Genomic DNA, 13,225 nt, shown 5'->3' on the forward strand with positions numbered 1-13,225 from the left:
TGCCGTTGAACGAACCGTTGAACTAAGAGTCTCGATCCATGTCCGCAGCCGAAATCGACATCAAGAAGCCGGAAGCCGACATCGACGTCGGTGCGCAAGGCATCGCCGATGCCTACGCGAAGGCGTTGATCGAGGCAACCGAGAAAGCCGGCCGCAGCGAAGCGGTCGTCGGCGAACTCGACTCCTGGATCGACGACGTTTTGGCGAAGAACCCGAAGCTCGATCGGCTGTTCGCCTCTCCCGTCGTCGATGCGGAAGAGAAGTTCAAGATGGTGGATCGGGCTTTGCCGAAGGCCGAGCCGTTGTTCGTTAAGTTTTTAAAGGTGCTCGCGTCGCACGAGCGGTTGGAAATCATCCGACCGATCCGGGACGAAGCGCACCGTATTCTCGATAAACTCCGGGGCCGGATCGAGGCGACCGTCGTCTCCGCCGTGCCGATGGATTCCAAGCAAAGCGCCGCCTTACAAGCCCGGCTCAAGACGCTTCTCGGGGGCGATGTCGTCCTCGTCGAAGAAGTCGATCCGAGCTTGATCGGCGGACTCATCGTGCGCGTCGGCGATCGGGTACTCGATGGTTCCCTCTCCAACAGCCTCGCACGACTCAAAGAACAGTTGATCAATAGGAGCGTCCATGAAATTCAACGCCGGCGAGATAGCTTCAGTTCTCCAACGGGAAATTGAGCAGTTTGACGCCCAGATCGACGTCCGCGAAGTCGGACGAGTCCTCGAAGTGGGCGATGGTATTGCGCGCGTTTACGGCCTCGCGGGCGTTGCTGCCGGCGAAATGGTCGAATTCGCCAACGGCACCATCGGCCTCGCTTTCAACCTCGAAGAACACTCCGTCGGCGTAATCATCCTGGGTGATTACCTGACGCTTGCCGAGGGAGACGAGGTTAAGAGCACCGGGCGACTCCTGAGCGTTCCGGTCGGCGAGGCCTTGCTCGGCCGCGTCGTCGATCCGCTCGGCAACCCACTCGACGGCAAGGGCCCGATCGTTACGTCGCATCGACGCATGGTCGAGTCGATGTCGCCGGGGATCGCCGGTCGTCAACCGGTTCGCGAACCGCTCCAAACGGGCATCAAGGCGGTCGACGCCATGACGCCGATCGGCCGCGGCCAGCGCGAGCTCATCATCGGCGACCGTAAGACCGGCAAGACCGCGATCGGCATCGACGCGATCTTGAACCAAAAAGGTTCGGGCGTGAAGTGCTTTTACGTCGCAGTCGGTCAGAAGGATTCGACCGTCGCCGGCGTGATCGACGCGCTCACGAAGAACGGCGCCATGGATTACACCACGGTCATCGTGTCCGGTGCTTCGAGCCCTGCTCCGCTACAATACGTCGCGCCGTATTCCGGCACCGCGATGGCCGAATACTTCACCTACTCCGGTCAACACGCGCTGATCGTGTACGACGATCTTTCGAAGCAAGCCCAAGCGTATCGTCAGTTGTCGTTGCTCATGCGTCGCCCGCCGGGCCGTGAAGCCTATCCCGGCGACGTGTTCTACGCCCATAGCCGTCTTTTGGAGCGTTCGGTAAAGCTGAGCGACGATCTCGGCGCCGGCTCCCTGACGAGCTTGCCGATCATCGAAACGCTCGAAGGGGAAGTCTCGGCGTACATCCCGACGAACGTGATCTCGATCACCGACGGCCAGATCTACCTGCAGCCCGACTTGTTCTTCTCCGGTCAACGTCCGGCCATGAACCCCGGTATCTCGGTCAGCCGCGTCGGTGGCGCCGCTCAGATTCCGGCGATGAAGCATAAGCTCGTCGCCGGTGGTTTGCGTCTCGCACTCGCTGCGTTCCGCGAACTCGAAGCGTTCGCGCAACTCGGTACCGATCTCGATGCCGCGACGCAGTCGAAGCTCGACCGCGGCTACCGCATGATCGAGTTGCTGAAGCAGGGCCAATACCAGCCGATGGACGTGATCGACCAAGTCATGAGCATCTTCGCCGGCAACGGCGGGTTTCTCGACAAGGTGCCGCGCAACGAAGTCGCCGCTTGGGAGAAGCAATTCTTAGCGTACATGCGCGAGCAGAAGTCGGAAGTTCGCAAGCGCCTGGCCGACTCGAAGAAGCTCGACGCCGAAACCATCACCGCGCTCGAAGCGGCGATCGTCGAGTTCCAAAAGCAATACGCCGCCCACAAGGCCGACCTCGCCAAGAAGTAAACGTCTCTCGAATCGCTCGAATAAGTACTCTTAAGCAACCAGTTTTTTCCGCGAACGAACGCACATGGCTAAGGCTCGCGCACTCGATAAACGTCGCAAAGCGATCCGCAACATCCGCAAGATCACGCGGACGATGGAGCTGATCGCGACTGCGCGTTTCAAGAAGGCGATGGATCGTGCTTCGGCCGCCTCGGCTTATACGAAGCGTATCTCCTCGCTCGTCGCCGACTTGGCTAATGCCGGCCTCGCCGTCAGCCATCCGTTGCTTGAGGCGCGGCCGGAAGTGAAGATCGCGAAGCTGTTAGTGCTGACCGGCAACCGCGGTCTCTGCGGCGGGTACAACTCCAACATCATTCGGGCCGCGGCGGCCCGCGTCGTCGAGCTTCAGGCAGCCGTCCCGAGCGTGTCCGTCGAGATCTCCGGCAAGCGCGGCATCTCGGGCTTCAAGACGCGTAACATCACGGCCGATGTGACGTTTACGCACTTCGAAGACAAGCCTCGGTTCGATGAAGTCGAAGTCCTCGCGCAGCGTTATCTCAACGAATACCTCACCGGCAAGCTCGATCGCCTCGACGTCGCTTACACGCGCTTCGAGACGATGTCGCGACAATACGTCACCGTCGAAACGCTGCTGCCGCTCGGTGCCTTGGAAGGCCTCGACGGGGCCGCGAAGCCAGGTGCGGCGAAGACGGAAGCCGATGCGGCCGCGGCGAAAAAAGAAGTGAAAGCCGAAGTGCAGTACGAGTTCTTGCCGTCGGCCCAGAGCATCCTCGAAGAGGTCGTGCCGACGAGCTTCAAAGTGAAGCTTTTCAAGTTCTTTCTCGATGCGGCCGTGAGCGAGCAGATCGCACGAATGACGGCCATGAAAGCCGCGACCGACAATGCCAACAAGATCATCAAGAAACTCGCGATGACCTACAACCGCGCTCGGCAAAGCCAGATTACGGGCGAGATCATGGAAGTGCTCGGCGGCGTCGAAGCACTCAAAAATAAATAATGACTAATGACTAAATCCTAATGACTGAAGTAACACTTTTTAGACATTAGTCATTAGACCTTAGTCATTCGAAACCCTGATCAACGCATAACGACTCAATAACTGAATCCCGCTCCACCAGCGAAACAGAAGCCATGTCTACCGCAACAGCAAACAACATCGGTCACATCACGCAGGTCATCGGTTCGACGTTCGACGTCGAATTCGCGGAAGGCCATTTGCCGGCGATCTACAACGCCGTCACGATCCATTCCGAGCAAAAAGGGATGAAGATCAACCTCACCGGCGAAGTGCAGCAGCATCTCGGCGGCGGGCGCGTGCGTTGCGTCGCGCTCGGCAGCACGGATGGTTTGATTCGCGGCCTCGATTGCGTCGACACGGGCAAGCCCGTGACCGTGCCGGTCGGCAAGGCAACGCTCGGTCGGGTGTTCAACGTCACCGGCGATCCGATCGACAATCGGGGGCCCGTCGATGCCGAAGATCGCTGGCCGATCCATCGCGCCGCTCCTCCGCTCACCGACCTCACCACGAAGACCGAAGTCTTCGAGACCGGGATCAAGGTCATCGATTTGCTCACGCCGTTCGTCCGCGGCGGTAAAGCCGGTCTCTTCGGCGGTGCCGGTCTCGGCAAGACGGTTATTCTCACCGAGCTGATCGCTCGTATCGCTAAGCAGCACGGCGGCTATTCGGTGTTCGCCGGAGTCGGCGAGCGCACGCGTGAAGGAACCGACCTCTGGCTCGAAATGCAAGAGACGAAGATCGGCAACACCGGCCGCAGCGTCATCGAGCAAACCTGCATGGTGTTCGGCCAGATGAACGAGCCGCCCGGCGCGCGTCTTCGCGTCGCCCTCTCGGCTCTGACGATGGCCGAATACTTCCGCGACACCACCGGGGCCGATACGCTCCTCTTCATCGACAACATCTTCCGCTTCTCGCAAGCCGGTTCGGAAGTGTCAGCTCTTCTCGGTCGTATGCCGAGCGCGGTCGGTTATCAACCGACCCTCGCCACGGAAATGGGTGCGCTCCAAGAGCGCATCGCCTCGACGACCAAGGGTGCGATCACGTCCGTGCAAGCCGTGTACGTGCCGGCCGACGATCCGACCGACCCTGCTCCTGCGACGGCGTTCGGCAACCTCGACGCGTTCCTTTATCTCGAACGCTCGATCTCGGAAAAAGGAATTTATCCGGCCGTGGATCCGCTCGCGTCGTCGAGCCGTATTCTCGATCCGGCCTACGTCGGCGATCGCCACTACGCCGTCGCTCGCCGCGTGCAAGGGACCTTGCAACGTTACCGCGAGCTCCAAGACATCATCGCGATTCTCGGCGTCGATGAATTGAGCGAGACCGATAAGCTGATCGTGCATCGCGCTCGCCGCATCGAACGCTTCTTGTCGCAGCCGTTCTTCGTCGCCGAAGTATTCACCGGCAAGTCCGGCGAATACACCTCGCTCGCCGACACGATTCGCAGCTTTGAAGAAATCTGCGACGGCAAATGGGACCACCTCTCCGAAGAATCGTTCTTGTACGTCGGCCCGATCGAGCAAGCCGAAGAACAATCCAAGAAGGTCAAGCGCTAAGCTATGTCGCAAGCAACCGAAACTCCCGTCCGCGGCACGCACACGATGCGCGTCGTCGTCGTCACACCGGAAGCGACGCTCGTCGACGACACGGCCGATTTCGTCGCCTTGCCGTTGTTCGACGGCGAGATCGGCATCGCACCCAGCCATAGCCCGATGATCGGCCGCTTAGGCTTCGGCGAGCTGCGCATCGAGCGCGGCGACAACGAACGCCGGCTCTACGTCGACGGCGGCTTCGTGCAAGTGGCCGACGACGTCATCTCGGTCCTGACGAACAAAGCCGTCGACGTGAAAGACCTCGACGCTGCGACGGCCGCAGCACAGCTGGAAGCGGCGATTAAAATGCCGGCCAACACCGACGAGCTGCTCGCCATCCGCGACCGCACGATCGCCCAAGCCCGCGCGCAGCTGCACGCGGCCCGCAAGGCGAAGTAGCACGCGTCGCACGTCGACCCGCAAACGATCGCCCCGTAAACCGTCAAGCCGCTCACGCTTGCGATTTCGCGGACTGCACACGCCGCAGCGCAACCATCTACTTCTCCAACTCCACGCCGGTCGCCGTCACCGTGATTTCGGCCGGAATAAAGCCGGGATCGAGATAGTCGACCGAGAGAAATTGCTTTTCGTTGCGGAAGGCGATGTCGCCGATCTTGTCTTCGAGCTTGGTCACGTCTTCCGTCCAGCCGGCCGACGTCAGCTGCTTGCGCCAAGCATCGACGATCCCTTTCGCCTGACCCGTGGCGACTTCGAAATTCAGCCGATTCTTTCTCTGCTCGATTGCCTGCGCAGCGGCAGGGACCGCGAGCTTGATCTTCGGCAGGGGGCGTTCCTCGTCTTTCTTCTTTTGCTCGAGCTCCGCTTGGAAGCGCGCTTCCTGCTCCGCCACTTCGGCCGCGGACAGGTGCTTCAGAGACACCCGCCGCTTCCCTTCGACCTCGTTCATTTGTAGCGTCAGCATATCCTTGGCCGGGTTGCGAAAGATCAGCTCGTCCTTAAAGTCGATCTTAAACGGTCTGTCGGTAGTCGCTTTCCAGTCCGACTTGCCGAGCGTGCTGCGATAATACGTTTCGACGTCCGCCAAGCTCGACGACGTGTCGAAAGACACCTGCTTCGTCGAATCGGAATATTGCAATCCTTGGGCGTCTGCCGGCGCCGGAAGATCGACCGCGATCTTTTGCGCGATATACGAGATCATCGTCTTGCCCCCTTGCGCAGGAGCCGAGCCGGTGCTTGCCATCAGCCGCACGAGGTTCCGTTTGAAATCCTGCGTTCCCTCGACGGAGCCGTAAGGGGTCCAGCCTTCGGCTTGAAGTAATTTCGCGATTTCCCTCGCCGTCGGCTCCACTGCGGTTTCGGTAACGTACATCGCCACGTCGGGACTAACCACGAGCGGCTTCGCTCCGGACGGCACCGGCAGCTTAGCGAGATCGATGCCCGACGGGGAAAGCGCCACGGTCGAAACATGGCCGGGCGATTGCGCCGTACGAACGCCCGGTGCCGAGCCGGCCGCTTGAGGCGCCTCGTTCGTCCCTTCGGAGCAGCCCGTGCAGTTGCTCAACAGCGCTGCGGCGTAGATCAAGCAAACGATTCGGCTCGACAAGGTTCGCCGCATGAGAGTTCCCTTCTATTTTTCGCTGAGGAGTTCGCATGAAAAAAACAGGCGTTTCACGACCGGAATTATTCATGTCGCACGGTCGATTGTACATGCCCCTACGATCGCAACGCCGTGGCGCCGGCGTTCGGCCCGCATAAACTGACCAAGCCCCACCGTCGACCTGGGCGGGTTGTGAAATTGCGCGAGCCGGCCAAAAGCCGTTCACGCCCCTCGCGTGGCTTGCCGAAGCATGTACTACGGCGAGCCGGGGACTTGGTTCGAGGCTCGCTCGACCCTTTCGACGACTTCCGTTCGCCGCCCCATTCGTTCGGCATCGCTCCTCGAGATACTCGTTCTATGCACCGCCCGATTCGTCGTCATGGCTCGCACTCCGCCGGTCGCTCCCATCTTCCGACCCGGCTCCCGACCGTCTCCCTCGAGATCACGCGCGGTCGGGCTCGCAACAGCGTCCGCCGCATCGAAGGGCTGGCCTACCTGATCGGCTCGGCCGAGGACAACGATCTCGTGCTCGCCGACTCCCAATTTCCCGACTCGCATTCCTATCTGCTCCGCAGCCCGCTCGGCCTGACCCTCTGCTGGCTCGGCGACGGACCGGAGATCACGGTCGATGCGGTGCCCGTGCTCTCGTCGGCGCTGGTGCCCGACGGGGCTCGGCTCCGCACCGGTCCTTATGAGTTTAGGATTCGCCTGGAATGGCCGACGACTTCGGCCGCAGAGGTCGCCGCGTCGACCGGCGAAATCGGCGAGTCCGACTTTCCGCGCTCGATCACGCGCCCGGAGATCGTGATCGCCGACGTGCCCCTTTCGCCGTGGGGCTCGTCGTCGCCGACTTCGTTTTCGATCACGGGCAACTACTGACGCCGCGCCGATCGCTCGGGCATGTTCCCTGTTTGTCGGTGTTATCGATCGTCGGTTATCGTAAAACTTCGCAGACGTTTTTCGAGGTGATTCAACGATGGGTGTCGTTCGCACGGTCGTCACGGCTCTTCCGCAAGTCGCTTCCGCAGAAAAAATCTATCGCGTCGACGCCGGCCCCGGCGAGCCGACGGCGAAGCCTGCCGCGGCGGCTACGCATCGCGCGGTCCTCGGCGCTACGGTCGTGAGCGTCGATCTGCAGCAACTTCTGGCCGATCTCGATGCCGAATCGCGCCGCTTGATCGGCCCCTCGACTCCGCCCCGCGATTAAGCTGGCCGATCGTCCGCGGCTTCGCTCGGTGCGGCGCCGGCCTGCGAGGCGAGTTCGGCAACCGTCGACGGAGCGCGATCGAACCCGCCTGCCGTGCGCGGCCTGAGGCGCGGGCCGCCGGCGCTGCGCGTCGAGCGGCCGGCGTAGCGATCGAACGCGTCGACGAGATTCGCGTAGAGCAGCGCCGTGCAGCCGACGTAAACGAGTAACGAGACAAAACCGCCGCCCAGAAACGCTTTTGAGGCCCGGTCTGCCCCGATGCCCGAATGCGTCCATTCGAACATTGTCGGATGGCAAGCCGAAAGCAGCACGGGCAATGAGAACGATGCGAAGAATACCGTCTCCTCCCCTCCGGATGCGGCGAGCGCCACGAAGCCGGTGAGGATCAGCGGCGCGATCGAAACGCCGAGAATCATGATGGCCAGCGCCAAGCCCATCGACTTGAGCGAGGTCGCCGCTTGCAACGAACACCGCAAGCCGAGGCAAGCCGCAAAGAGTGCCGCAACGAGATGCAGCGGGATCAAGAGCGGCAAGAGGAATAAGAACGATGGACGAAGGATCGCGGTCAACAGCCAAGCGATGAGAATCGTGGCATACCAGTAGCGCACCCCATAAAGCGTGGCGAGAATCTTCGCCCGCACGATCTCCTTCCCTTCGAGCGGCGTGCTCATCAGCGTGAGCCAGGTATCCTTCTCCCGTTCCCCGGTGATCGAGCCGGCGGAATTGCTCGTCACCAGCAGCAGCATGAGCCCGAAAATCATCGGCACGCCGGTCATCGAGGCGAGCTCCATCGGCGAAGGATTCCCGCGGCCGTTGTAGCCTGTGCGCCAGTAGATGTCCGTGATGCTCCCGATAAAAGCGACGCTGAGGACGTAGGCGATCATGAGAAACAAAAGAATCGTAGCGATTCGTCCCGACCAACCGAGACGGATCGCCGTTCGTTGCGATGTCATCTCCTTCCACAGCATCGCTTGCTCGCCGACGGCCCGTCGCTTGCGCGTGAAGATCGCCGGCAGAGCGCCCAGTTTCTTTATGATGGAATCATTGGCCGCGCGCCCCGCAATCTTGAGGTAAAACCGCCGCACACCGATGACGGCCGAGAGCGCGAGCAGCGCCGAAGCCGCGAGGTAACCGCCGGCGAATATGCCGTAGTTCGTCGAACTGGGCCCGCCTCGCCCATCGAAGAGCACCGAGCCGAGGAACACGAACGGATGGAACTGGATCAGCCAACGAAGCGTCGTCACCGCTCCGTCCGCAACCGTTTCTAAGATCGGGTACTTGAATGTTTGGCTCGCAATCCCCTCCATGATTCCCCATGCCATCGGCGGAACCGCCAAGAGCGCGATGATGACGAGGTAGGCGCGCGTGATCGCTTCGCGGCTCCGCTGGGCTCGAGCCGAGATGGCGAGCGACAACGTCGCCGTCACGCAAAGGACCAAGAACGAGACGCCGAACGACGCGAGCATTTGCCCCGGCCCGACGCCGCCGAGCGTCAGCGCGAGTGCGAGAATCGGCAGCCCGACCGCGAGCTGCATAATGACCGACCAGAGTCGGGCGGCGAATTTGCCTAGCGCAATCTCGGAGTCGCTCAGTTGCGTCGTGAGCAGATAATCGATCGTTTTTCGTTCGTGTTCGACCGAGATCGTGCCGGCGATCATCGCCGGCGTCAGCCCAAGTACGACGAGCAATTGGATCCAGGAAAACGAGGCGAAAAACGAAAACGCAAACATCGACTGGCTGCGCAGCGTGGTATCGCGAAACGACGAGAAGGCCGCGAGGTAGCAGAACCACATCGTGATTAGCAGCACGAACGCATAGATGACCCGCGCGAAGAAATAACGCCGCCGCCGGCCGACCGTGAGGAGTTCGATATGAAAGATCGGGCTCAGGATCATCGCGAAGCCTCGGGTGCAGCGGTCTGTGCAACAGGTGACGCAACGGGGAGCGCAGCGTGAGAAACCTTCCGGCCGGAGCGCGGCAGGATGCGGCCGGTCAGGCGATCGAAGCTCGCGTACACGTACCAAGTCAGCGCCGGGGTGACGATCGTATAGGTGGCAAGAGCCTGCAGCGCCGAAGTCTGCAATCGTTCTTGAAATTCATAAAGGTCGGGCGAGCCGTTCGAGACGACGTAGTGGACGAGAAGATTGTCGAGCAGGCCGAATAATATGGGAATGATGAACCCCACCGTTGCCTCCGAGCGCTGAGGGTAAGGCTCCAGCGTCTCGATTCCGGCCATCACCAGTAGCGGCAGGCCTGCCCCGACGATGCCGACCACGACCAGCGACGCTCCGATCGCACGGAGCGAGTTTTTGCAGCGGATCGAGAACAAGGTTCCGACGACGGCGCAAAACCAGCCGAACAGTAAATGCACGCTGATCAAGATCGGCACGACGTAGGCGAACGGCGGATAACGAACGATGCAACAGGCCCACGTGACGGCGAGAAAGCAGTACCAATAGCGAATGGAATAGATTGCGCCGACGATCTTCGCCGTGACGATTTCCTTGGCTGCTAACGGAGTGCTTAAGAGAGTCAGCCAAGAGTCTTGCTCTTTCTCGGCGGCCACGGAACCCGCGGCGCGAGCCGTGATGAGTAGCAAGATGAGCGCTCCTGCGATCCCTCCCGCCAAGAGAGAAAATTCGTGCAACGGGGTTCGATCGAAAGAGACTTGATATCCCCAGCGGTTTGAGTTGTCGAAATCGGTGTAATAGTAAGGGCTCCGATTTCCCGACTCGAGGTCGATCGTTTCGTAGATCATCACACCCAGGCCAACGTAGGCGACGAGATAGAGCACGATCGACGCCGTTCGTCCGATCCAGCCGAGCTTGAGCGTGTTCTGTTGCGAGACGAGTTCCTTCCACAACATCGGAGAGTTGCCGAGCTTGCGTCGGCGCTGCGGCAGCCACCGCGACCAGGCAAAGCGCCCCAGCTTGCCTGCGCCCTGCGAGTGCCCGTTAACATACGTGCGCCGCACCGCGCGCACCGCCGCGACCAAGCAGACGGCCGAGAAAGCTCCATAGACTATCCCCGCATAGAACGGCGTGGCCCATGGATCGAAGTGCGACCCGATAGGATCGAACGTCGAAGACAAGAGGATGATCGGGTTCCACGCTACCAACGCGACGATCGAGTCGTACGCAACCCCGCTCCGGACGTGTAGAACGTCGCTGATAAACCAGCCGAGCAAACAGGGTAAGGCGAGGAGCGCAACCAGCGCCAGATACGTGCTCGTGATCGCCGCACGGCTATGCCTCGTCGACGCCGAGATCCATAGCGAGAACGACGCGGTTCCCAACAGCACGAGCAGCGCATACCAAAACGTCTTGAACACCATCTCAGGGCCGATCCCGCCGAGCATCATCATCATGCCGACGATCGGCAGCGCCACGATCAGCAGCGAGCCGATCGTCAGCAATCGCGCCGAAAACTTTCCGACCGCGATTTCCGTGTCGGTGAGTTGCGTCGTAAGCAGGTAGTCGATCGTCTTTCGTTCATGTTCCGAAGCGATCGTCCCTGCGACCATCGCCGGCGTGATCAGCAAAATGCAGCCGAGCTGGATCGAGGCGAACGCGATGAAAAATGTTTGCGTGAGCCGGCCGTAAACTTCGATGGGCAAAGTGCTGTCGTCGACCCAATGCATCACATCGAGGAAACAGCAGCCGAGCGCGATGAGCAGCCCCAGCGCGTAAGCAACTCGCAGGAAGAAATAACGCCGCCGCCTACCGATCGTCAGCAATTCCACATGCAAGATCGGGCTGAAGATCATAGCGAGCCTGGAGCGTGGTTGACCGACAGGGCTTCCAAACGTGCAGCGCTCGTCGATCGCATGAACCGGCCGACCGGAAACGTGAGCGAATTGTAATCGTGGATGCTAGTCGCGATTGTCGGCCTTACGGCAAGACGTGTCAAATCCGCGGCGGAAAAGCATTTAACTCGCCAACCGGCTCGCAACGAATGATTGGTCCGTCGTTTGCTTTGCACATAGTAACTCACAATGAAACGACCGCCGTCTCTCACCTAGAAACGCATCCTATGTCGCGTCGACGTAAACACCACACCGAACGATTGCATCGCCTCCGCGAGGAGCAACTTGCCCGAGTTCCGAACCCCGCGCTGACGAAGGTCGTCGATCGAAACATCGCCACGATCTCGCGCTTGCGCGAGGAAGCCGAGGGGCGCAAGTCGCTGCAAGAACGAGGGGCCGATTGGATCACGCGCTTTTCAGGCAGCATGACGTTCGTGTATCTGCATGCCGCTTGGTTCGCCGTGTGGATCGTCGTCAATCTCGGCTTGGCAGGTCTGCCGACTTTCGATCCCTATCCGTTCGGGTTGCTCACGCTGATCGTCTCGCTCGAAGCGATCTTTCTCTCGACGTTCGTGCTCCTCTCGCAAAATCGACAAGCTGCGCTCGCCGACCATCGGGCCGATCTCGACCTGCAGATCAACTTGTTAGCCGAATATGAAATCACGCGCATCCTATCGCTGGTCGACGCGATCGCCGACAAACTGGAGATCGATGCTTGCCACGATCCCGAACTTGCGGAGTTGGAAAAGGATGTCGAGCCCGATGAGCTGCTCAGAAAGATCAACGGCAAGCAGCCGCAGAAGATACGGAAACGCGAAGCCGAAAAGAAGTGACGCGGCTTCCATCGGCGGCGTGCGCGGATTACCGAGCAAATCAACTTCGCTTGCGCGGCCCGGTGTCGATGTCGGTCTCGACGCCATGTTCGCGGCAATAGCCGACGATCGTCTCTAAGAACTCTTCGCCGTATTCAGCTTGTTTCTTTTCGCCGACGCCGTTCACAAGCGGTAATGCGTCCCAGGTCGAGGGGCGGCGACGGGCGAAGTCGCGGAGCGTGGCATCGCTGAAGACGACGAACGGCGGCAGCCCTCGTTCTTCGGCCTTCGCGCGGCGCAGCTTACGAAGCTCTTCGAACAATTCGCGATCGACCCCTTCCCATGATTCTTTGCCCGCCTTCGATTCGCGCCTAGCCGAGCTACCCGAAGCCGCGGCGACCGAGACGCGCGAAAGCCGCGGAGTCGCCCGGCCTTGCATGACGTCGAACCCATCGTCGGTGAGCTGCAACACGCCGTACTCGCCGGCTTTGACGAGGCAGCCTTGCCCGATGAGCTGCTCGATCCAATCGCGGATCTGACGTTTGTCGTGCGTCTTGAGCAGGCCCCACGTGCTGAGCTTGTCGTGCCCTTTATCTAAGATGCGCTGCTCGCGACTCCCGACGAGTACCTGCGCCGTGTACTCACCGCCGAAGCTTTGCTCGAGCCGAGCCACGCACGAAAGAATCTTCTGCGCGGTAACGAGCGCATCGTCAAGCAATTCGACTTCGTCTAAGCAGATGTCGCAAGCGCCGCACTTCTCGCCGGCGAAAGGCTGATCGAAGTATTCGACCAGCGAACGATGCCGACAGATCATCCCTTGGCAATACTTTTCGATTCCTTCCAGCAGTGCGTTCGCCGAGGTCGCGGCCGCGGGAGGGAGGTCTTTTTGAAAACTACGCCACGTTTGAAAATCGCTGCCCGAGTAGAACATGCAGCATTCGGCTTCGAGCCCGTCGCGTCCGGCGCGGCCGCTCTCTTGCTGATAGCCTTCCAGGCTCTTCGGCGCAGCGGCATGCACGACGTAGCGCACATCCGATTTATCGATTCCCATGCCGAACGCCACG

The 13,225-nt window shown here is 60.7% G+C and carries 12 protein-coding genes; 8 read left to right on the forward strand and 4 right to left on the reverse strand.

Annotated features, from left to right (window positions below):
- The first annotated feature begins 38 nt into the window (after positions 1 to 38).
- The 5 genes from atpH to atpC all read left to right on the forward strand — a co-directional run bounded on the left by atpH (position 39) and on the right by atpC (position 5,178).
- Positions 39 to 680, forward strand: a complete 642-nt coding sequence (gene atpH / locus K8U03_21195; GenBank protein ID MCE9607410.1) for an ATP synthase F1 subunit delta — start codon at positions 39 to 41, stop codon at positions 678 to 680.
- The gene (gene atpA, locus K8U03_21200; protein MCE9607411.1) at positions 631 to 2,169 is read left to right on the forward strand and encodes a F0F1 ATP synthase subunit alpha; all 1,539 of its coding nucleotides are present in this window, start codon (positions 631 to 633) and stop codon (positions 2,167 to 2,169) included. Before atpH ends, atpA begins: the two co-directional genes overlap by 50 nt.
- Positions 2,170 to 2,233: 64 nt before the next feature.
- Entirely contained in the window at positions 2,234 to 3,166 is a 933-nt protein-coding gene (atpG, locus tag K8U03_21205) for an ATP synthase F1 subunit gamma (protein ID MCE9607412.1), read from the forward strand.
- Positions 3,167 to 3,300: 134 nt separating this feature from the next.
- The gene (atpD, locus tag K8U03_21210; protein MCE9607413.1) at positions 3,301 to 4,743 is read left to right on the forward strand and encodes a F0F1 ATP synthase subunit beta; all 1,443 of its coding nucleotides are present in this window, start codon (positions 3,301 to 3,303) and stop codon (positions 4,741 to 4,743) included.
- Between the two features lie 3 nt (positions 4,744 to 4,746).
- The gene (gene atpC / locus K8U03_21215) at positions 4,747 to 5,178 is read left to right on the forward strand and encodes an ATP synthase F1 subunit epsilon (GenBank protein MCE9607414.1); all 432 of its coding nucleotides are present in this window, start codon (positions 4,747 to 4,749) and stop codon (positions 5,176 to 5,178) included.
- Between the two features lie 97 nt (positions 5,179 to 5,275).
- Here the strand turns inward: atpC and K8U03_21220 are convergent, their stop codons facing one another.
- On the reverse strand, positions 5,276 to 6,355 hold the full coding sequence (locus K8U03_21220) for a hypothetical protein (protein ID MCE9607415.1): 1,080 nt from the start codon (positions 6,353 to 6,355) through the stop codon (positions 5,276 to 5,278).
- Positions 6,356 to 6,694: 339 nt separating this feature from the next.
- Here K8U03_21220 and K8U03_21225 point away from each other — a divergent pair, with 339 nt between their 5' ends.
- Both K8U03_21225 and K8U03_21230 read left to right on the forward strand, forming a co-directional pair.
- On the forward strand, positions 6,695 to 7,216 hold the full coding sequence (locus K8U03_21225; protein MCE9607416.1) for an FHA domain-containing protein: 522 nt from the start codon (positions 6,695 to 6,697) through the stop codon (positions 7,214 to 7,216).
- A 97-nt stretch (positions 7,217 to 7,313) separates the two neighbouring features.
- A complete protein-coding gene (locus K8U03_21230; GenBank protein ID MCE9607417.1) occupies positions 7,314 to 7,544 on the forward strand; it encodes a hypothetical protein in 231 nt (76 codons plus the stop codon).
- Here the strand turns inward: K8U03_21230 and K8U03_21235 are convergent.
- Both K8U03_21235 and K8U03_21240 read right to left on the reverse strand, forming a co-directional pair.
- Positions 7,541 to 9,439, reverse strand: a complete 1,899-nt coding sequence (locus tag K8U03_21235; protein ID MCE9607418.1) for an ABC transporter permease — start codon at positions 9,437 to 9,439, stop codon at positions 7,541 to 7,543. The two genes, K8U03_21230 and K8U03_21235, sit on opposite strands and share 4 nt — an antisense overlap.
- Entirely contained in the window at positions 9,436 to 11,310 is a 1,875-nt protein-coding gene (locus K8U03_21240) for a hypothetical protein (protein ID MCE9607419.1), read from the reverse strand. Before K8U03_21240 ends, K8U03_21235 begins: the two co-directional genes overlap by 4 nt.
- Positions 11,311 to 11,576: 266 nt before the next feature.
- Here K8U03_21240 and K8U03_21245 point away from each other — a divergent pair, with 266 nt between their 5' ends.
- The gene (locus tag K8U03_21245; GenBank protein MCE9607420.1) at positions 11,577 to 12,182 is read left to right on the forward strand and encodes a DUF1003 domain-containing protein; all 606 of its coding nucleotides are present in this window, start codon (positions 11,577 to 11,579) and stop codon (positions 12,180 to 12,182) included.
- Between the two features lie 40 nt (positions 12,183 to 12,222).
- On the opposite strand, the gene K8U03_21250 is transcribed toward K8U03_21245, so the two are convergent.
- The coding region (locus tag K8U03_21250; GenBank protein MCE9607421.1) for an HRDC domain-containing protein at positions 12,223 to 13,225 on the reverse strand (1,003 nt) is incomplete at its 5' end.

This window comes from Planctomycetia bacterium (assembly GCA_021413845.1).
Classification (GTDB): Bacteria; Planctomycetota; Planctomycetia; order Pirellulales; family PNKZ01; genus PNKZ01.

Coding starts and splice junctions, on each gene's coding strand:
- atpH (MCE9607410.1), top strand. CDS start 39: ATGTCCGCAGCCGAAATCGACATCAAGAAGCCGGAAGCCGACATCGAC.
- atpA (MCE9607411.1), top strand. CDS start 631: ATGAAATTCAACGCCGGCGAGATAGCTTCAGTTCTCCAACGGGAAATT.
- atpG (MCE9607412.1), top strand. CDS start 2,234: ATGGCTAAGGCTCGCGCACTCGATAAACGTCGCAAAGCGATCCGCAAC.
- atpD (MCE9607413.1), top strand. CDS start 3,301: ATGTCTACCGCAACAGCAAACAACATCGGTCACATCACGCAGGTCATC.
- atpC (MCE9607414.1), top strand. CDS start 4,747: ATGTCGCAAGCAACCGAAACTCCCGTCCGCGGCACGCACACGATGCGC.
- K8U03_21220 (MCE9607415.1), bottom strand. CDS start 6,355: ATGCGGCGAACCTTGTCGAGCCGAATCGTTTGCTTGATCTACGCCGCA.
- K8U03_21225 (MCE9607416.1), top strand. CDS start 6,695: ATGCACCGCCCGATTCGTCGTCATGGCTCGCACTCCGCCGGTCGCTCC.
- K8U03_21230 (MCE9607417.1), top strand. CDS start 7,314: ATGGGTGTCGTTCGCACGGTCGTCACGGCTCTTCCGCAAGTCGCTTCC.
- K8U03_21235 (MCE9607418.1), bottom strand. CDS start 9,439: ATGATCCTGAGCCCGATCTTTCATATCGAACTCCTCACGGTCGGCCGG.
- K8U03_21240 (MCE9607419.1), bottom strand. CDS start 11,310: ATGATCTTCAGCCCGATCTTGCATGTGGAATTGCTGACGATCGGTAGG.
- K8U03_21245 (MCE9607420.1), top strand. CDS start 11,577: ATGTCGCGTCGACGTAAACACCACACCGAACGATTGCATCGCCTCCGC.